This window comes from Enterococcus sp. FDAARGOS_375 (assembly GCF_002393265.1).
In the GTDB taxonomy this organism is placed as follows: Bacteria; Bacillota; Bacilli; order Lactobacillales; family Enterococcaceae; genus Enterococcus_D; species Enterococcus_D innesii.
In genome coordinates this window covers 1,157,794-1,175,874 of the sequence record NZ_CP023515.1, presented here as the reverse complement: position 1 = coordinate 1,175,874, position 18,081 = coordinate 1,157,794, and the positions used below count along the sequence as shown (strand labels likewise).

Here is an 18,081-nt window from a genome sequence, read left to right as displayed (position 1 = left end):
GTTGCTGTACCCGTTCTCATTGTCAATCCTTCCTTGACAATAGATAGGTACCTATGTAAAATGGAGAGCGGACTTTTAACTAGGTACCTATCTAAATAGTGAAGAGGCGAAAGGAGCTGAAGATCGATGGTTTCCGAACAAGAAATCGTGGAACGATTGTTTGAAGTGTATAAATTAAATCGGCGGTATGCGGAACAAAAGTATGGACGCTTTATGCCGGGACGGGGGCAGTTCAATTGTTTACTGGTATTGGACGAAAAAGGCACGTTGACCCAAAAAGATCTCGCCGCGTATTTAGCGATTCGTTCGACATCCACTGGCGAACTACTAAAGAAACTGGCTGAAAAAGGGCTGATTCAAAAAGAAGTCGATCCGAAAGATAAACGCAGCCATTTGATTTCGCTGACAGAAGCAGGCAAGGAAGAGGCACAGCGAATGAAAGAAAAACGCAGCCAGGCGCACCAAGAAATGTTGACCTATTTGACGGCAGAAGAAAAACAAGCCTTTGGTCAAGCCTTAGCAAAAATCGAACAGTTTTATCTTGAGAAGGAGGCGGACGTTGATTGAGTGAAACAGTCCAACGAACGGAACGTCAGCGGACGCTGATTTTTATTAATTTAATGATTACATGTATTGCCGTATCCATGTTGGCGACCGCCTTGACGACGGCTTTACCCGCCATTGTCACTGACCTGCAGATTTCTGTGACTACGGGACAATGGCTGACTAGCGGTTATTCCTTGGCGATGGCGATCGTTATGCCCTTGACGGCATATCTTATGAATCGTGTGCCAACCAAAAAGCTCTATCTCGCTGCATTAGGAATTGCGTTGGTGGGCTTGCTGCTTTGTGCTGCAGCGCCCAATTTTCTAGTCATGATGCTTGCTCGTATTTTGCAGGCCGTAGGCAATGGAATCTTGACCGCAATGGCGCAAGTGATCCTCTTATCGATCTATCCGATCAATCGCATCGGTGTGGTGATGGGCTGGTATGGACTCTCAATTACCGCGGCACCCGTGATCGCACCGACGATCGCTGGGCTGATCGTGGACCGCTTGAACTGGCATGCGATATTTTATATCGTTGCCGTGATCGTTTTGATCTCGTTGATTTGGGCCATAAAGGTTTTTGATGATGTGTTACCAGTAAGCAACAGCAAATTTGATCAGACCTCTTTTGTTTTAAGTGCCTTCGCCTTTGGTGGGATCACTTTAGGCTTTGGCAATATCGGCAGCTATGGCTTTTTCAGCTTGCCGGTTTTAGGAACCTTAGGGATCGGTTTGGTAGCAGGGATCTTCTTTGTCTTCCGTCAGTTAAGAGCAGAAACCCCATTTTTGGATCTGCGGGTCTTGAAAACAAAAGAATATGCCATCAGTGTCTTTGGCAGTATCATGCTTTACTTGGTCTTGATGGGTTCGGCGATGCTGATGCCGCTTTACGTGCAGTCGATTTTAGGCAAATCAGCGACGATCTCAGGGTTAGTCGTTTTGCCAGGTTCCTTGGTCTCGGCTTTTTTAAGTCCGGTGGCTGGACGAATCTATGACAAAGTCGGCATCCGTCTGTTGACGATTTTCGGCGGCGGCTCACTGGTCTTGAGCAACATCGGCATGTATTTCATCCATATGCACACGGGGATTTGGGTAGCAGTGGTTTTGAACATGCTGCGCTGTGCCGCCACCGGCTGTTTGTTGATGCCCTTTGTGACGTGGGGAAATAAAAATATTCCGCCGCAGCTGACGGCGCATGGAACAGCGTTATTGACTTCTTTGCGGACGGTGGCAGGCGCCATAGGAACAGCATTATTTGTCGGGATCATGAATAGTGTGGCGCAAAACAGCACGACCTTAACGGGTACGAGTGCACTGCTTCATGGGATGAATGTTTCTTTCTTATTGATGACGATCGCTTCTGGACTGCTGTTTGCAACGGGGCTATTTTTGATTCGTGATCAGAAACTAGAAGCCGTGTGGCTGGAAGGTGCGGAAGAACCGCTGGAATAAAGAGGGGCACCTTTTTTTGAAGGGTGCTTTTCTTGATTTATTTCATGAAACTCTATGAAAAACCAAAAAATTCGATATAATAAGATAACTTATGGTTTAGGAGGAGTATTTTTTTTCAGGAAAGACTTGCTTTCATGGAAAAAAATCAGGGAGAAAATGAAGAATAAAGGCGTTTATTTTGGGTTGTCTGCCTATGTCTTGTGGGGCTTGGTCACACTATATTGGAAAATAATCGTTGGGGTTTCCCCGTTAGCCACGATGTGCTACCGAATCGTGTGGTCCTTTGTTTTTATGGTGTTGTTTATCGTGCTTTCCGGGAAGAAAACGCAATTTTTACAAGAAGCGCGTCTGCTGTGGAAGAACAAAGCATTTGCTGGACTGATCGTTTTAGCATCTGTGCTGATCTCCATCAACTGGTTCACTTTTATCTTCGCGGTGAGTGCGGGCCACGTGATGCAAGCCAGCTTAGGCTATTACATCAATCCGCTAGTCAATGTCTTGTTAGCAACCGTTTTTTTGAAGGAACGTCTTAGTCGTACTGGCATGCTGGCGTGTCTGCTGGCAAGTATCGGGGTAATCTTATTATCGATCCAAACAGGAACGATTCCCTATGCCTCACTGATCATGGCCTTTTCCTTTAGTACGTATGGCTTGATCAAAAAAAGAATCCCTATTAGTTCCGTCACTGGGTTAACGATCGAGACGATGGTGATTTTTCCCTTTGCGCTCGTGTATATTTTAGGGTTTTCAACCGTCGGCTTTATGAATTATCCCTTGCAAACCAATCTCTTATTGATGGGTGCCGGGATCGTGACGGCTATTCCGCTGTTGCTGTTTGCGGAAGCAGCGAAAAATGTTTCTTACATTACGCTTGGGTTTATTCAATACGTCAACCCGACGATCATGCTTTTGTTGGCCATCTTTTTGTTTCACGAAACCTATTCACTGGCCCAATTTTCCGCCTTTGCGTTTATTTGGCTGGGGATCGCGGTCTTCACCTATGGTACGTTAGGCACGGCGATGAAAGAGCGGCGCATGGGACAGCAAAGAAAGCAACTCTGATAGATCAGGAATGGCTGCAACTGGGCCGTTCCTTTTTTGATTAAAAAACAACTCAATTTAGATAGTGAAGGATGTTGCAAGGAGAATTGTTCAATGGTATAACAAAGGAAAAGCACGTTGCAGAAATTCTGATTGAAAAGGGTTGCATCTGCCACAGGGGTGTGTTATTATTCTTTCAGTTACAAGGATTGTTACTGTTCGGCAGGCAAAACCAGAATTGACCGTAGCGCGCTAATGGGGAGATTCTAGGTTTTTTTATTTTGGAGTGAGGGAAAACGATGGTTATTGGGAAAATATTAAATAATAATGTCGTCATCTCGACCAATGATGCCGGTCAGGAAGTGATCTATATGGGTCGTGGCATTGCGTTTAAGAAGAAGGTCGGCGATCCAGTGGATGAAGCCTTTGTCGAAAAAGAATTTGTGTTAAAGGATACCTTTACCGCAAATCAGTTTCAGCAATTGTTTTCAGACATTCCTGTGGAAGAAGTCGAAGCCGTCAAGCAGGTGGTGGATGATGCGGAAGCATCCTTGGGGATCGAGCTGTCGCCAAATATTTATTTGACACTGACCGATCATATCCATTATGCGCTGGTTCGGGCACGTGAAGGCATTGAGCTGCCGAATCCATTGTTGTTTGAGACCCGCAAATTTTATCCGAAAGAGTATGCGGTTGCAGCAGATGCCGTTGCTTATTTTGAAAAAGTCTTCGGGATTTCATTGCCGGAATCGGAAATTGGCTTTATCGCCTTTCATATCGTCAATAGCGAACAAGCCAATGGTACGATGGAAACCACGATGCAAGCGGTAGAGATCGTACGTGACGTACTGGCGATCATCAGTCGCTTTTATGGACGAGTCTTTAACCCAGATTCCTTGAATTATCAACGGATCACCACGCATTTGCAGTATTTTGCGCAGCGCTATTTAAGCGATGAACTTTCGGGGGAAAAAGATGAATTTTTATTTGCCCTTGTGCAATCGAAGTACCCTAAAGCGTTTCAAACGGTCCAACGGATCAACGAATATTTGATCAAAACCTACGACAAATCGATCGGTGAATCAGAAATGATCTACTTAACGATCCATATCGAACGTGTCGTCAATGATCAAACCAATTAACATTCAATCATTAACGGATTGTTACTGTCAGGCAGGCAATACCCAGATTGAAAAGACAACAGTCAGCGAGGAAAAGACTCGTTGGACGGTCGTTTTTTCAATCTGGGTTTTTTTATTAAAAAAGGAGTGTTGAAAAAATGAGTTCAAATAAAGAAATTGCCGTTCGCGTCCTCGATGCGGTGGGCGGCAAAGAAAATGTCAACAGCGTGGTGCATTGTGCGACCCGCTTGCGTTTCAAATTAAAAGATGAGAACAAAGCGGATACGGCACGCTTGAATCAAGACGACGACGTGATCCAAGTCGTTCAAAGTGGCGGACAATACCAAGTGGTGATCGGCAGTCATGTCAGCGATGTTTATCGCGAATTGAATGGAGTAGCGAACTTCGATGGCGAAGCAGACAGCAAAGGCGACAAAGGCAACCTGTTGAATCAACTGGTGGATATTATTTCGTCGATCTTCACGCCGTTTTTAGGCGCAATGACAGGTGCCGGTGTCTTAAAAGGATTTTTGACGCTGGCAGTCACCTTGAATTGGCTGGCAGCTGATTCTGGGGTTTACACTGTATTGTATGCGATTGCTGACGGGTTGTTTACTTATTTACCAGTGATGTTGGCTTTTACTGCAGCGAAGAAGTTTCGTACCAATGAATTTCTAGCGGTTTCCTTAGCGATGGCATTGGTTCATCCAAATATTACCGCTTTGGCTGGACAAACGTTGAGTTTCTTAGGCTTACCGGTCATTATTGGTGCGAGTGCTTATACGTCTTCCGTCATTCCGATTATTTTAGCGGTCTTTTTACAAAGCTATGTGGAGTGTTTCTTTAAAAAAGTCATTCCTAGCTTCTTACAGATCATCTGTGTACCTTTAGCGGTCTTCTTGATCATGGCGCCATTGACCTTTATTGTCGTCGGTCCACTAGGAACGATTTTAGGAAACTTGTTAGGTAGTGCTTACGACAGTATTTACCACTTTAGCCCACTGATCGCTGGCGCTGTCATGGGTGGTTTATGGCAAGTCTTTGTGATGTTTGGCATGCACTGGGGCTTTGTACCGATCATGATGTTGAATCTCAGCCAAACTGGTGTCGATACGATGGTGCCGATGCTGTTGCCAGCTGTCCTTTCTCAAGGTGGTGCAGCGCTAGCAGTGTTCTTTATGACAAAAAATGTGAAATTGAAAGGGTTGGCCCTTTCTTCAACGATCACCTCAATTTTTGGGATCACAGAACCGACGGTGTATGGGGTGACCTTGCCTTTGAAAAAACCATTTATCGCCGCGTGTATCAGTGGTGCCCTCGGTGGTGCCTTCATCGGCTTCAGCCAAGTCGAAAACTATACCTTTGGGTTAGTTAGCTTACTAAGTCTGCCGTCCTTTATCCCACAAGATACGAAAGATCTAAGTGGTCTGATCGCAGCTTCCATCGGCACGGCTATCGCTTTTGGGGCAGCGTTTGTCTTGACCTTCTTCTTACGTTTTGAAGATCAGCCAGCAACCGATGCCAGTGCAGCACCGGCAAAAGAGCCAGTTACACCCACAGATAGTTCGTCTAAAGAACGTGTGATCCTCAGCAGTCCGTTAGAAGGCAAAGTGGTTCCCTTAGCAGAAGTCAAAGACCAAGTCTTTTCTTCTGGTGCATTAGGAAAAGGCATCGCCATCGAACCGACCATCGGGGCTTTGTATGCGCCGGCAGATGGCACCATCACGACGCTCTTTCCTACCGGCCATGCTGTTGGTTTGACCACCACGGATGGAGCAGAAGTCTTGATGCATATTGGTATGGATACCGTGGAACTAGATGGCAAAGGCTTTGAGGTCTTTATTAAACAAGACGATCAAGTCAAACGCGGTGATTTGTTGGTGAAGTTTGATCTAGATACGATCAAAGCAGCCGGCTTATCCACGATCACACCAATCGTTGTGACGAATACCCCGCAATATTTAGATGTGATGGATATGAATCAAACCGATGTCTTGCAAGGAGAAGACTTCTTAGCCATCGTAAAATAAGCAAAAGAAACCCGATCCTCGACTGAATATCAGCAAGGATCGGCTTTTTTGTAAGAAAATAAGGCGCAGTTGCCCTTCTCGCTTGCCTGACATGGTAGCAAACGCTTGTCACAGCGCTAGTTAAGGGCAAGACCAACATCAGGAACGCCTACTCAGGGAAAATCCGAACATTCTTATGGGCTGCTCCTTACACATGGCTTAAATTTTCGGCAAGCGACTCTAAAGCGGGGAAATCGAGAATTGCATAGCCCTGTTTTTGTTTTTCGATCAGCTTGTCTTCTCGAAAGCTGGTAAAGGTTCGCAGCAGGTGGCGATAGCTGACATTCAAGATTGCGGCACAGGTGGTCAACTGAAAGGAGAAGTGTTGATTTTCTTGATGGGCAAGAATAAATTTGGCCAACCGTGTCTCTACAGGTTCCGTCAATGAATTCGCTAAGTTGATCCCCGAATTCAAGCGGGAACTGAGCAACTGACAGATGGTTTGCAAAAAGCGGACGTCTTGTTGCAAGGTGCTGCGGTAGCGATTCAAAGGGATGCAGACGCAGACGCAAGCAGAAGCGGCTTTGACACTGCTTTTTGGCAAGAGTTCCCATAAAGAGGAAGCTTCCCCTAAAGGTGCAGCCGGCTTGGCGTAATCAATACAAATCGTTTGGGTATCCGAAGAGAAGGAATAGACCATCACGGTTCCTTCTACGAGAAAATACAAGTATTCAGAAGGCGTACCCGTTCGAATCAGGTGCTCTTCTTTTTCAAAGGAATGCAAAGTGGCCATCGCTAACAAATCATTGTCCATATAAGATTGCAGATCGTATGTGTCAATGTAATTACTGAGGCGTGCGGTATCATCGATTTTTTTCATGGAAATCAGCCACTCCTGAATGGTTTTCTTTAAGTATAGCTTAGTTCCCCTTTTGACTCAACACGAACGATAAATAAAATCTAATGTAAATTGTATGTAAAAATAAGGTAAAATAGGACATGTGTCACTTCATTTTGAAGGGATACTTGGTATGATTTGAATGTAAGAAAGCTTCAAACCATTAGGAGGAGAAAAAATGCCATTGAAACGAATTGTTAAAGGAATGTTAGGAATTGCGTTAGTTGCCGCATTGACCGGCTGTGGGAATGGGAGCAGCAGCAGCGACAGCAGTGCCGCAGCCGAAAAAGAAAAGCTGGTGGTACAATTCGTACCGACCAATAATGACGGCTCGATGCAAGCCAAAGCAAAACCGTTTGCTGAGTATTTATCAAAAAAATTAGACCGTGAAGTAGAAGTAACGTTAGCAACGGATTATTCGACGATCGTTGAAGCCATGGCTTCTGGACAAGTTGATTTAGGAATCATGCCGCCAGCCGCTTATGTTCAGGCCAAAGACATGGATGCAGCCGAAGCGATTTTGACTTCTCAATTAGGTGCCTATGATCCAGAGACCGGCTTGCCATTAGAAGGGGAAAAAACCAATACCTTCAAAGGGGAGATCTTGGTTCGTGCGGATAGCGATATGACAGAATTGACGGACTTAAAAGGGAAAAAAATCGCTACATTGAGTCCGAACTCTGCCAGCGGCTATATTTACCCAGTTGCCGAGTTGAAAGATGCAGGAGTTGATCCAACGACGGATGCTACATTAACGACGGTGAACGATATTCCAAGTGAGATCACTGCAGTCTTGAATGGTCAGATGGATGCCGCCTTTGTGTTTCAAGGGGCACGGAATGTCTTTGCGTCAAGCTTCCCAGATAACGATTTATTCGAAGATCTAAAAGTTCTTTACTTAACCGAAGGGGACATCCCGAATGACGCCATTGCCGTTCAACCGACGATGGATGCTGAACTAAAAGAGCAGATTAAAGAAGTGTTCTTGAACATGGCAGATGATGAAGAGGGTGCCGAAGCAATGAGCTTGTGGGGACACCAAGGGTATGAAGAAGCAGCAGATTCTGCTTACGATACCATTCGCGATTATACACAACGAGCAGCAGAGTAAAAAATCAGGGATTGCGGTAGAAGGATAACGGGACACGGAGATGTGCAGCGATTTACTAGGGGAATAGGTGGAATACGCAGTACCAGTGCATTTTTTAGTGAAATAGACCGTGACCGATTGGGGAAACTTTGCCGCGGTCCCTACATAATGGAGAAAACAGATGATAACTTTTGAGAATGTATCCAAAGTCTACCCAAATGGGGTCAAAGGATTACAGAACATAGATGTAACGATTGAACAAGGAGAATTTGTGGCAATCATTGGTTTGAGTGGTGCTGGTAAGAGTACCTTTTTGCGCTCGATCAATCGCTTAGTGCCAATCACTGAAGGAGATATTCGGGTAGACGGCAAATCAGTCACGAAAGCCAATAAAAAAGAATTGCGCTTGATTCGTCGACAAATCGGATTGATCTCCCAAAGCTTCAATTTGGTCAAACGCAGTACCGTTCAAAAAAATGTTTTGTCTGGGCGTTTGGGGTATTACGGGACCTGGAAAAGTATTTTAGGGTTGTTTACGAAAGAAGACTACGAAAGAACGAAAGAAGCGCTAGCGACTGTCGGCTTGTCAGACAAACTGCAAACGAGAAGCGACCAGTTGAGTGGTGGTCAACAGCAACGAGTATCCATCGCCCGTGCCTTGGTCCAACAAGCGCCGGTGATTTTAGCAGATGAACCCGTGGCATCACTAGATCCCATCACGACAGAGAAAGTGATGGAGGATCTGAAGAAGATCAATCAAGAAATGGGCAAAACGATTGTCATCAATCTGCATTCGATTCCCTTGGCTCGTCAGTATGCGACAAGGATCATTGCCTTAAAAGCAGGTGCGATCGTTTTTGACGGCAACGCAGCCGCTTTGACAGATCAGCGTTTAGAACAAATCTATGGCAAAGCAATTTTTGAAGAAAAGGCAGGAGAAATCGATGAAACTGAAAGAAACAGTTCATTTTAATTGGTACAAGCACCTGCTGCTGGTTCTTTTATTGCTGCTCTTTTTTCAAAGCAGTGCCTGGATCACGGGGGCTGATTTTGCCCAAGTGTGGTCGAATCGCAGCCAGATGACGGCTTTCATGGCTCGGTTTTTGCATCCGGATTTTAGTTATTTACCGCAACTGATGATGCCCTTGATCAAGACATTGCAGATGTCCTTTTTAGGCACCGTTTTAGGAGTAGTCGCAGCAATACCGGTGAGTCTGTTGGCGACGACAGTCGTGACAGAAAGCCGTTGGGTCTCTGTGCCGATGCGTTTTCTCTTAGGGCTGGTGCGGACGATTCCCAACCTATTGTTGGCGGCATTGTTCGTAGCGATTTTTGGGATCGGTGAAGCCACTGGTGTTTTGACCATCGCGGTCTTTACCTTTGGTATGGTTTCACAGCTGATGTTCCAAGCGATCGAAACCATTGATTTTGCGCCAATCGAAGCAGCAGCGGCGGTAGGGGCAAATAAATTTCAAGTGACTGTTTGGGCGATCATACCTCAAGTCATCAGCCAGTTTGCCAGCTATACTTTTTATGCCTTTGAAGTCAATGTTCGAGCTTCGACGGTGTTAGGATATGTTGGTGCCGGCGGGATCGGGGTCATCCTGAACGCCTCATTGGCATTATTGAATTATGAACGGGTCTCAATCATTATCTTGACGATTTTGCTGACGGTAGCGATCGTTGATTTTCTCAGTGAGCGGGTAAGGAGGTCATTCCTATGATGATCAGAGAAGTGAAGAAAACGACTTGGCTATTATGGGGACTCTTTGCTATCTTACTGGTATTATCCGCAGCGACGCTGGATTATTCCGGATTGAGTACTTTTTCCTTAGCGATGGGAAGAGATGTCCTGCAAGGGTTGAGTCAGCCAGACTGGTCTTTCTTTTACGACGGTAGCGGGGAGGATCTGTGGAGCTTATTGTTACTGACGATCGGCATCGCTTGTCTAGGAACGATGATCGCAACAGTCTGTGCGATACCGGTGACTTTGCTGAGTGCCGCCAACCTATGGGCTTCTGCGCCGTGGGTCGCGAAGGTCGGCAAAATGATCTGCAATATCTTGCGGGCATTTCCAGAGCTAGTTTATGCGATTATTTTTGTCCGTGTGGTAGGTCCGGGACCTTTCGCTGGGGTTATGGCGATCGGTGTCCACCAGATCGGTATGCTGGGCAAGTTGTTTACCGAAGAAATGGAAGCCATGGATGAGCGCTTGACGGAAGAGATGCAAGCAGTTGGTGCCAACTTTTGGCAGACGATGTTTTTCGTGCGGGTCCCTTACTTAGCACCCATCTATAGTTCCTTTGCATTGAATCATTTTGAAATTGCGGTCCGCAGTGCGGCAACATTAGGATTAGTCGGTGCTGGCGGGATCGGTGCACCATTGATTTTTGCTATTCAAACCAGAACCTGGAGCAAGGTAAGTATTATTTTGTTGGGCGTCGTTGTGACCGTCTTCTTATTAGACCAGTTGACTGGAATCATCAGAAAGAAATTGAGATAAACCTATGAATGTATTGCATATATCAGATATCCATTTTCGAGAAAGTTACCTGCCTTGTGAAGAAGGGTATCAAGGAATGCTGGCAGCCATGCAAAATCCCTTGATTCCTCTGGAAGAGTGTATCCAGGATGCCAAGGCGCGAGGGGCGATCGATTTGGTGGTGATCAGTGGCGATTTGACCGAAGATGGCGCGCCTGCCGATTATGCCTCTTTGAAGAGATATTTAGAAAAAGCCTTTGGCTCAGTGCCGTTCGTGGTAACGCTAGGTAATCACGATATCAAACGGCATTTTCGCCAAGGCTGGCAAGGCAAGTCAGTAGAAACCGCCAGTGATACGCCTTTTAATCAAGTCTATGAAACGGAGACATTGGCGATCGTGACTTTCGATAACTCCTGTTATGGCTATGCCGACGGTATCGTAGATGAGCGACAGTTTGAATGGCTGCAAGCCACGCTGGCTCAGCTCAAAGAGAAAAAGATCGCCTTTGTGACGCACCATCATTTGTTGCCTTATCAAGCAAGCACGCCGGCGTGGGCCGGTGCCGATCGTTTGGTAGCATTATTGCAGCAGTATCAAATCTCTTGTATTCTCAGTGGACATACCCATCATGCGTTTACGGGAACGATCGCAGGGATCCCTTACTATACTGTGGCAAGTATGTCGTTTGTCGGGGAAGATGAAGGCGAGGGGATGGTCCGTTTTGAAGAACGCTATGGATACAATTTGTATCGTTTCAAGGAAGGTGCGCTGGTTCATCAATCCTCAGAAAACTATCGACCGAACCGTGTATTGATGCGGGTCAACATGCAAGGATAAAAAACAGACGTTCCGTCAACTCTGCCTTTAGCAGCAGAAAAGGAACGTCTGTTTTTGTGTAAAAAAGGCTTAACCTTGATTGCCAAAGGTTTTGACAACTTCAATCGTGCCGTCGATATGGAAAAACAAGGTATAGTTTTCTTCGGTTTTGATACCGTCAAAGCGGCGAGCATAATACGTGACCGCATCTTTGAAGGTTTGTGGGGGAACCCCTAAAAAATCAGCGCATGCCGCCAATGTTTTGCAGCCTTCTTCAAAACAAGCGATGATATCATAGGGCGTGACCACGATCGCAGAACCAATGTCGCGGGCTTTGCGTTCTTGTTTGCGCTTTTCGTTGGTGTCTTGGGCGGTAATGTCGCCAGCACTGGTCAGATAATGACCGATTTCTTCACCGATGGTGCTCAAGAGGTCTTCTTGTGATTGGTCAGGGTTCAAGTAAATATGGTGATCGATGTACAATCCTTGCTGACCATCAGGCATATTTTTATCGAAAATAAAGTGCAAGTCTGGGTAGGCGGCCATCAGTTCTTCTACTTTATCCATTTCCATCATTCCTTTTGGGCGTGCCGCTGTTTTATAAATTCAATATAGCTGAGGATATCTTCCATCTGCTCATCGGTGACGTCATCATCAATATGGGCCGCAACGGTTTGAACTTTTGCAGAGGGCGGAGTAAAGCCTGCCGGGACTTGTCTGCCTAATAAAAAATCGGTGGATACTTGAAAAATCTCTGCGAGTTTGACGATGGTCTCGCCATCGGGTTCGTTACGATCATTTTCGAAATGCGAATACGCTGCGCGGGTGATACCTAGCTGATCTGCGATCTGCTGTTGGGTTTGATTGGTTCGTAGTCTGAGTGTTCTTAGCCGTTCGCCAAGCATGAGTGATCGCCTCCTTTTTTGTAGTATAGCACGTTGGATATAATTTGTATCTATTTTTGTATTATTTGATATAAAAAATATCACATCAGTTGACGATACGAATCGTATCTTTTATACTGGAAACAGATGATATGAATCGTATCAAAAAGAATGGGGGAGGATCATGGATACATCGATCGTAACAGTTGTCTTGCCGTCACTCATTACTGGTGTACTTACTTATTTGGCTACCCGAGTATCCAGCAAAGCGAATTTGGAACAAACGAATATCGAAAATGCCCAAAAGCTTTACCTAAAATATGAACAGATCAATCAAGAATTGACCCATAAAATCGACCAGTTAGAAGAAGAAGTCCAAAAGACCGCCAAAACCTACCAAGAAGAAGTCTTGGTCTATCAAGGAAAGCTTGCTACTGCCCAAAGCGAACGGGATTTTTTGCGGGCAGAAAATCAGGTGCTGAAAGAATTGCAGCGAGTAAATCAAGTGCCTGTGGCGCGTGAAGAGAAGCAACATTCAGCCGTTGGCTAATAGAAAAAAACTGCTTATCCGTCAATAAGCAGTTTTTTTTCTAGTTTTTATTCTTTAATTGATCATTTGTTCATTCACGTAGGCAGCATAAAGCGGGTGATTGCTGATCAATTCTGCATGGGTACCTTGACCGGTAATGGTACCTTTTTCTATAAAGTAAATTTGATCGGCATCCACGATGGTCGATAAGCGATGAGCGATCACTAATGTCGTGCGCCCTTCCATCAAATGATCCAACGCCCGCTGGACCTTTTCTTCCGACTGAGAATCTAGGCTGGCGGTCGCTTCATCCAGCATCAGCAGCTTGGGATCCCGTAAGAATGCTCGAGCGATAGCGATCCGTTGTTTTTGCCCGCCAGATAGTTTGACGCCGCGTTCGCCGATTTGTGTTTCTAGTTTTTCGGGGAACTCTTGGACGAACTGATCGGCATAAGCCAATGCCAGTCCTTGCCACAATTCCTCCTCTGACAGCGTTCGGCCTAATCCGTATTGCAAGTTTTCCCGAATCGTACCAGCAAAGACCGCACTGTCTTGGGAAACATAGCCGATCTGTGCCCGCCAGTTTTGCAGATCAATGTCAGCTATCGGCTGATCTCCAATCAGCAAGCGCCCGCTGGTGGGTTCATAAAAGCGTTCCAGTAAAGCGAAGATCGTTGATTTTCCGCCGCCGCTTGGTCCTGCAAAAGCAATCACGGTGTTGGGCTTGGCTTCAAAAGAAATGTTTTGCAAAATCGGCCGTTTGGGATCGTAACTGAAATCGATCTGTTCTGCCCGTAAGACAGCGCCATCGATGGCGGCTTTAGGTGCTGCCTGGATCGGCTCCAGCGGCGTATCCAAAATTTCTTGGATCCGTTCCGTAGCACCCATCGCTTTTTGAACTTGCGAAAAGAACATCGCAAACGTCGTCACCGGCGCAATAATATTAAAGAGATACAGTAGAAAAGCGATCAATGCACCGCTCGTCAAGGTGCCGGCTTGGACGCGGATCGCGCCATAACCGAGGATTCCTACGAGTAAGCCCAGCATGGCCGTCGTCATAATTGGCTGCAAAATCGCACTAACTTTCGCATCCTTGACCCCGAGGGTAAAAATTGCCCCAATGTTGCGCCGACCGTTTTCCTGTTCACTGGCTTCTCCGTTGCTGGCTTTGATCAAACGGATCTCTGAGAGTTTTTCGCTAGCATCCGCATTGAAATCGGCAGTCGCTGCTTGCAGCTGGCGTCCTAGTTTCGACATGATCTTGCCGATCGGCCACATGATCAAGGTGATCAAAGGCACCGCACTGAACATGATCGCCGCCATCTGCCAATCCATCAAAAACAAGATGATCATCGAACCAACCAATTGGATCAAGCCAGTGACAAAGCTGGGAAATTGCGAGGTGACTAGTTCTTTGATCACGGAAGTATCGTTGACGAGTCGCGAACTGCTTTCCCCCGACTTGTGGTCATCAAAATAGCTGACTGGCAAATGTAGCAGATGTTTCCAAAGACGTTCCCGCAATGTTTTCACGGCACTTTCTCCCACATAGCGCAAGAGAAAGCCGCCTAAAGTGCCTACGCCTAATTGCAGCACAAAGGCTAGGATCAAAACGACCAGCATGGAGGTGCTGAACGTGGGGGTGCCACTGGCATCGACTAGCGTTTTCGTCAGCTGCGGCACGACCAAACTGGCGGCACTTGTGATCAGGCTGAAGAGCATCCCTAAAAGAAACAAGCCTTTCTTGGGATTGACACTGATGATCAGGTGGATAAAGTCTTTCATTTTAAATTTGTTTTTGTTCACTGTTGGTGTCGTTGTTTCCATTCGTTTTCCTCCATAGCAAGCAAGAGGGCTTACCGCTTTTTCTTTTTAATTAAGTGCTATTAGAAATCCTGCCAATCATCCTCGACTGTTTCGTCTTTAGAAGTTGAAGTAGGGTTTGGTTTGTGGTCTTGTCTGCTGAAAGGGTCAAAGAAATCTTTTGGTGCCCATGCTTGCCATCCCTCGTCTTGGCGATGGCGACCAAATGGCATGCCGCGATGTCCAGGAAATGGCATTTGCCGCATGGCTTCCTTGATCTGTTTTTTCATTTGGCGCCGCTCGTCAACGCCCATGTCTTGCCAAGCAGCTTTCATTTGTTGGCTCATCTTTCGACGATCCTCATTCGTCATTTCCTGCCAATTTCCACCCCATTGCTTCATCATTTGTTCCCGGATCTCCTGCATGGCTTGCAGACGATCCATGGGATCAACAAAGCGTTGCGTCTGTTGCTGAAAGTCAGCCTCCCATCCAGCAGCAATGTTTTCAAGCAGACGGGCAAATTCGGTTTGTTCTTCCTCTGTTAACCCAGCAAAAAATGTTTGACTGTTGGCGGCTTCTTTTTGTGCCAGTAATTTTTCTGCTTTTTTTCGTCCAGTCTCTGTCAGATAGATTCGTTTGATCCGTTTGTCGGCTGCATCTTCTTTGCGCTGGATATCCCCACTGTTTTCCATTTTCTTCAATAGTTCTGCCAAGGAACTTGGCCGTAAATCTAAAACTTCTGCGAGGTAATTTTGCACCAAGCCATCTTCTAAGTTTAAAACGGCAAGGACGCGTTGCTGTCCAGAAAGGCGTTGGTTGTTTTGGCTCATAAAGGCATTGCTGGCTTCGCTGATAAAACGAAGCTGTTTCATTAAGTGATCGGTCATTGTACTCATTGAGAACACTCCTTTTGGATTATTGTTCGGTACCTAACGATATCGATGGATTGATTATAGTTCGGTGCCGAACGAATGTCAAGAGAAAATAGTTTGTTTTTTTTTCTAACAAAAAGTAAGCAAAAGGATTGACTTACTAAAAGTAAGTTTGGTATGCTGAGTCCATCGTTTAAGAAAACACAATATAAGGAGTACAAAAGAATGGTCTTTGGATTTGGGAAAAAAGAACAAATAATTGAAAAAGAAGTGATTAAAGAGGTGTATCGCACCCCAGAAAAGAAAAAAGCGCAAAAAATCGGAATCATCGTTGGCAGTACGAGAGAAGGCCGCGTGAGTCCGCAAGTAGCCAATTACGTGTTACAAACAGCACGAGCACATAACGACCGCTCGTTTGAAATCATTGATATCAAAGACTACGACTTACCCTTTATGGGTACAGGCGAAGCGAACCAAGCGTGGAACGAAAAAATCGCTGAATTAGATGGCTACATCTTCATCGTGCAAGAATACAATCATGGGGTCTCGGCTTCCTTGAAAAATGCGTTGGACAGCGCCCGCGAGGAATGGTTCAACAAAGCAGCAGCAATCGTCAGCTATGGTTCAGCAGGAGGGATTCGGGCCGCTGAGCAAGTTCGATTGATTTTGGCGGAACAAAAAGTAGCCACGGTGCGCACCAATCCTGCTTTCAACTTATTTACTGATTTTGAAAACTTTGCCACCTTTACCCCTGGCGAGCATATGACTGCAGGAATGAACGACATGTTGACGGAATTATTGGACTGGGCAGACACATTTGCCAATCGTTAAAAAAACAAACGAAAACAATCTTAGGAGGAACCTATCATGAAATTTGGTATTATTTTAGGCAGTACAAGAGAAGGACGCGTAAGTCCGCAAGTCGGAGCATATATTCAAGAAATTGCTACTCAACGGTCAGAGCATCAGTTTGAGATCGTTGATGTAAAGGCATTTGATTTACCGTTTATGGGAACGGCTGAGCCAAATATGGCATGGAACAAAAAAATCGCTGAGTTAGATGGCTATATCTTCATCGTGCAAGAATACAACCACGGTTTTGCAGCTTCTTTGAAAAACGCCGTAGATTCTGCTCGGGAAGAATGGTTTGATAAAGCAGCTGGGATCGTCAGTTATGGTTCTGGCGGTGGGATTCGGGCCGCTGAACAATTGCGCAACGTTTTAGCTGAACAAAAAGTTGCCACCGTGCGGACCAACCCAGCCTTCAATCTCTTCACTGATTTTGAAAATTTCAGTACCTTCAAACCAGGTGCGCACATGGCTGCAGGTGTCAATGACATGCTAGATGAATTGTTGTTGTGGTCAACGGCTTTTGCCATGATTCGCTGATCTGTTTTAGGATGTCACCATTTATCATCGATCATTTGCTGTTTCATTCATTGGATGGAACAGCATTTTTTTGCGTTTCCAAGGGACGGTTTTCACTGGAAAGGCTATTTCACTGAAAGAATGACTAAAAATCGGGTATACTAGAAGAGCAGAAGATGCGGGCAACTGCGTTCGATTTTTCCAAAAACGAGCACGCAACCAGTAACAGAGGAGTGAACAAGAGCATGAATCTACTTTTTGCGATTGATGATCGATTCAGTGAACAATTAAAAACAACGTTATATTCAATCAAACGTCATACGACAGCAGCATCTTTTGATGTCTATGTCTTACAAGAAAAAGAATTGAGACAAGGTGCAGAGCTAGAGGCCTTTTGTCAAAAATTGGCGATGACCTATCATCCCGTCATCATCGGTTCTGGTTCGATCTTTAAAACGGCACCAGTTAGTGACCGCTACCCAGAGTCGATCTACTATCGATTGTTGGCACAAAATTACTTGCCGCAGCAGGTGGAAAAGATCCTGTATCTAGATGCGGATATTTTGTGCATCAATGATTTGCGCCCCTTGTATGAGCTGACGTTAGGGGATTTTCTGTATGCCGCCGCCAGCCATTCTAAACTGACAGAAGTGACAACAGTCATCAATAAAGTCCGTTTGCGCAATTATGAGTCGGAAGGCTACTATAATTCAGGCGTTTTGCTGATGAACGTGCATCAGCTACGGCAAGAGGTCAAAGAAACAGAGATCGCAGCCTTCATTGAGAAAAATCATTTGAACCTCTTTTTGCCGGATCAAGATATTTTGAATGGGTTATATGGCGATCGGGTGCTGGCGATTCCTGATCAGCTCTATAACTATGATGTACGGAAAAACCGTACGTATGAGACGATCAGCCTAGGGGAATGGAGTTTGGATTGGGTCATCGAACATACCGTTCTGCTGCATTTTTGCGGCAAAGAGAAGCCGTGGAAGAAAGGCTATCGCAGCCGCTACGGTTCGTTATACAAATATGTAGAAAATGAACGGCGGAAGTTTGAAGAGCAGTAATCAAATAAAGTGTGAGGAAGAAAGCTTTACTTGGAGAAAAGACAAGTAAAGCTATTTTTTTCGGTCATTTTTTGAATGGGGTTCTTATAGAATGAAA

General features: G+C 45.5%; 19 protein-coding genes. 14 read left to right on the top strand and 5 right to left on the bottom strand.

The genetic code is table 11. From position 1 onward, the window contains the following. Positions 1 to 126: 126 nt before the first annotated feature. From CO692_RS06685 to CO692_RS06665, 5 genes are all read left to right on the top strand, one after another. Positions 127 to 567 (top strand): MarR family winged helix-turn-helix transcriptional regulator, encoded by a 441-nt coding sequence (locus CO692_RS06685; RefSeq protein ID WP_096741876.1) that lies wholly within the window; start codon positions 127 to 129, stop codon positions 565 to 567. Next, positions 564 to 2,000 carry an MDR family MFS transporter gene (locus tag CO692_RS06680; RefSeq protein WP_226818265.1) on the top strand — a complete coding sequence of 479 codons (1,437 nt, stop codon included), beginning with the start codon at positions 564 to 566 and terminating at the stop codon, positions 1,998 to 2,000. The genes CO692_RS06685 and CO692_RS06680 overlap by 4 nt, the downstream gene beginning before the upstream one ends. A 156-nt stretch (positions 2,001 to 2,156) precedes the next feature. After that, a complete protein-coding gene (gene rarD, locus CO692_RS06675) occupies positions 2,157 to 3,062 on the top strand; it encodes an EamA family transporter RarD (protein ID WP_005230654.1) in 906 nt (301 codons plus the stop codon). Between the two features lie 278 nt (positions 3,063 to 3,340). Next, positions 3,341 to 4,183 (top strand): BglG family transcription antiterminator LicT, encoded by an 843-nt coding sequence (gene licT, locus CO692_RS06670; protein ID WP_005233287.1) that lies wholly within the window; start codon positions 3,341 to 3,343, stop codon positions 4,181 to 4,183. A gap of 137 nt (positions 4,184 to 4,320) precedes the next feature. Further along, positions 4,321 to 6,192, top strand: a complete 1,872-nt coding sequence (locus tag CO692_RS06665) for a beta-glucoside-specific PTS transporter subunit IIABC (protein ID WP_096741875.1) — start codon at positions 4,321 to 4,323, stop codon at positions 6,190 to 6,192. A 187-nt stretch (positions 6,193 to 6,379) separates the two neighbouring features. Here the strand turns inward: CO692_RS06665 and CO692_RS06660 are convergent, their stop codons facing one another. Next, positions 6,380 to 7,051, bottom strand: a complete 672-nt coding sequence (locus CO692_RS06660) for a cyclic nucleotide-binding domain-containing protein (protein WP_005233292.1) — start codon at positions 7,049 to 7,051, stop codon at positions 6,380 to 6,382. Positions 7,052 to 7,247: 196 nt separating this feature from the next. On the opposite strand from CO692_RS06660, the gene CO692_RS06655 reads away from it, so the two are divergent. From CO692_RS06655 to CO692_RS06635, 5 genes are all read left to right on the top strand, one after another. Continuing rightward, a complete protein-coding gene (locus CO692_RS06655) occupies positions 7,248 to 8,180 on the top strand; it encodes a phosphate/phosphite/phosphonate ABC transporter substrate-binding protein (protein WP_016620312.1) in 933 nt (310 codons plus the stop codon). A 160-nt stretch (positions 8,181 to 8,340) separates the two neighbouring features. Further along, positions 8,341 to 9,132, top strand: coding sequence for a phosphonate ABC transporter ATP-binding protein (gene phnC / locus CO692_RS06650; RefSeq protein WP_005230661.1), 792 nt, complete (start codon positions 8,341 to 8,343; stop codon positions 9,130 to 9,132). Beyond that, entirely contained in the window at positions 9,104 to 9,883 is a 780-nt protein-coding gene (phnE, locus tag CO692_RS06645) for a phosphonate ABC transporter, permease protein PhnE (protein WP_010748971.1), read from the top strand. Before phnC ends, phnE (CO692_RS06645) begins: the two co-directional genes overlap by 29 nt. Beyond that, complete coding sequence (phnE, locus tag CO692_RS06640) at positions 9,880 to 10,662, top strand: phosphonate ABC transporter, permease protein PhnE (protein WP_077452412.1); 783 nt, start codon at positions 9,880 to 9,882, stop codon at positions 10,660 to 10,662. Before phnE (CO692_RS06645) ends, phnE (CO692_RS06640) begins: the two co-directional genes overlap by 4 nt. Positions 10,663 to 10,666: 4 nt before the next feature. Further along, the gene (locus CO692_RS06635) at positions 10,667 to 11,479 is read left to right on the top strand and encodes a metallophosphoesterase family protein (RefSeq protein WP_096741874.1); all 813 of its coding nucleotides are present in this window, start codon (positions 10,667 to 10,669) and stop codon (positions 11,477 to 11,479) included. Positions 11,480 to 11,548: 69 nt separating this feature from the next. Here CO692_RS06635 and CO692_RS06630 read toward each other — a convergent pair whose 3' ends face one another. Continuing rightward, on the bottom strand, positions 11,549 to 12,025 hold the full coding sequence (locus CO692_RS06630) for an ImmA/IrrE family metallo-endopeptidase (RefSeq protein WP_034858679.1): 477 nt from the start codon (positions 12,023 to 12,025) through the stop codon (positions 11,549 to 11,551). Between the two features lie 5 nt (positions 12,026 to 12,030). Further along, positions 12,031 to 12,363 (bottom strand): helix-turn-helix domain-containing protein, encoded by a 333-nt coding sequence (locus CO692_RS06625; protein WP_005230670.1) that lies wholly within the window; start codon positions 12,361 to 12,363, stop codon positions 12,031 to 12,033. A 163-nt stretch (positions 12,364 to 12,526) separates the two neighbouring features. Between CO692_RS06625 and CO692_RS06620 the strand changes: the two genes are divergently transcribed. After that, the gene (locus CO692_RS06620; protein ID WP_081119241.1) at positions 12,527 to 12,892 is read left to right on the top strand and encodes a hypothetical protein; all 366 of its coding nucleotides are present in this window, start codon (positions 12,527 to 12,529) and stop codon (positions 12,890 to 12,892) included. 54 nt (positions 12,893 to 12,946) lie between these two features. Here the strand turns inward: CO692_RS06620 and CO692_RS06615 are convergent, their stop codons facing one another. Together CO692_RS06615 and CO692_RS06610 are read right to left on the bottom strand one after the other, a co-directional pair. Beyond that, the gene (locus tag CO692_RS06615) at positions 12,947 to 14,698 is read right to left on the bottom strand and encodes an ABC transporter ATP-binding protein (protein WP_096741873.1); all 1,752 of its coding nucleotides are present in this window, start codon (positions 14,696 to 14,698) and stop codon (positions 12,947 to 12,949) included. Between the two features lie 59 nt (positions 14,699 to 14,757). After that, the gene (locus CO692_RS06610) at positions 14,758 to 15,570 is read right to left on the bottom strand and encodes a MarR family transcriptional regulator (protein WP_096741872.1); all 813 of its coding nucleotides are present in this window, start codon (positions 15,568 to 15,570) and stop codon (positions 14,758 to 14,760) included. 201 nt (positions 15,571 to 15,771) lie between these two features. Between CO692_RS06610 and CO692_RS06605 the strand changes: the two genes are divergently transcribed. The 3 genes from CO692_RS06605 to CO692_RS06595 all read left to right on the top strand — a co-directional run bounded on the left by CO692_RS06605 (position 15,772) and on the right by CO692_RS06595 (position 17,984). Then, positions 15,772 to 16,377, top strand: a complete 606-nt coding sequence (locus CO692_RS06605; protein WP_086291562.1) for an NADPH-dependent FMN reductase — start codon at positions 15,772 to 15,774, stop codon at positions 16,375 to 16,377. A gap of 36 nt (positions 16,378 to 16,413) precedes the next feature. Further along, complete coding sequence (locus tag CO692_RS06600; RefSeq protein ID WP_096741871.1) at positions 16,414 to 16,935, top strand: NADPH-dependent FMN reductase; 522 nt, start codon at positions 16,414 to 16,416, stop codon at positions 16,933 to 16,935. A 224-nt stretch (positions 16,936 to 17,159) separates the two neighbouring features. Next, positions 17,160 to 17,984: a glycosyltransferase family 8 protein gene (locus CO692_RS06595; protein ID WP_096741870.1), complete on the top strand. Its 825-nt coding sequence runs from the start codon at positions 17,160 to 17,162 to the stop codon at positions 17,982 to 17,984. Positions 17,985 to 18,081 lie beyond the last annotated feature (97 nt).

Bases quoted from the DNA above. Each gene is read 5' to 3' on its own strand.
- licT (WP_005233287.1), top strand. From the start codon at position 3,341: ATGGTTATTGGGAAAATATTAAATAATAATGTCGTCATCTCGACCAAT.
- phnE (WP_010748971.1), top strand. From the start codon at position 9,104: ATGAAACTGAAAGAAACAGTTCATTTTAATTGGTACAAGCACCTGCTG.
- CO692_RS06605 (WP_086291562.1), top strand. From the start codon at position 15,772: ATGGTCTTTGGATTTGGGAAAAAAGAACAAATAATTGAAAAAGAAGTG.
- CO692_RS06635 (WP_096741874.1), top strand. From the start codon at position 10,667: ATGAATGTATTGCATATATCAGATATCCATTTTCGAGAAAGTTACCTG.
- CO692_RS06630 (WP_034858679.1), bottom strand. From the start codon at position 12,025: ATGGATAAAGTAGAAGAACTGATGGCCGCCTACCCAGACTTGCACTTT.
- CO692_RS06595 (WP_096741870.1), top strand. From the start codon at position 17,160: ATGAATCTACTTTTTGCGATTGATGATCGATTCAGTGAACAATTAAAA.
- CO692_RS06615 (WP_096741873.1), bottom strand. From the start codon at position 14,698: ATGGAAACAACGACACCAACAGTGAACAAAAACAAATTTAAAATGAAA.
- CO692_RS06625 (WP_005230670.1), bottom strand. From the start codon at position 12,363: ATGCTTGGCGAACGGCTAAGAACACTCAGACTACGAACCAATCAAACC.
- phnC (WP_005230661.1), top strand. From the start codon at position 8,341: ATGATAACTTTTGAGAATGTATCCAAAGTCTACCCAAATGGGGTCAAA.
- CO692_RS06620 (WP_081119241.1), top strand. From the start codon at position 12,527: ATGGATACATCGATCGTAACAGTTGTCTTGCCGTCACTCATTACTGGT.
- CO692_RS06685 (WP_096741876.1), top strand. From the start codon at position 127: ATGGTTTCCGAACAAGAAATCGTGGAACGATTGTTTGAAGTGTATAAA.
- CO692_RS06610 (WP_096741872.1), bottom strand. From the start codon at position 15,570: ATGAGTACAATGACCGATCACTTAATGAAACAGCTTCGTTTTATCAGC.
- CO692_RS06600 (WP_096741871.1), top strand. From the start codon at position 16,414: ATGAAATTTGGTATTATTTTAGGCAGTACAAGAGAAGGACGCGTAAGT.
- CO692_RS06665 (WP_096741875.1), top strand. From the start codon at position 4,321: ATGAGTTCAAATAAAGAAATTGCCGTTCGCGTCCTCGATGCGGTGGGC.
- CO692_RS06655 (WP_016620312.1), top strand. From the start codon at position 7,248: ATGCCATTGAAACGAATTGTTAAAGGAATGTTAGGAATTGCGTTAGTT.
- CO692_RS06660 (WP_005233292.1), bottom strand. From the start codon at position 7,051: ATGAAAAAAATCGATGATACCGCACGCCTCAGTAATTACATTGACACA.
- rarD (WP_005230654.1), top strand. From the start codon at position 2,157: ATGAAGAATAAAGGCGTTTATTTTGGGTTGTCTGCCTATGTCTTGTGG.
- phnE (WP_077452412.1), top strand. From the start codon at position 9,880: ATGATGATCAGAGAAGTGAAGAAAACGACTTGGCTATTATGGGGACTC.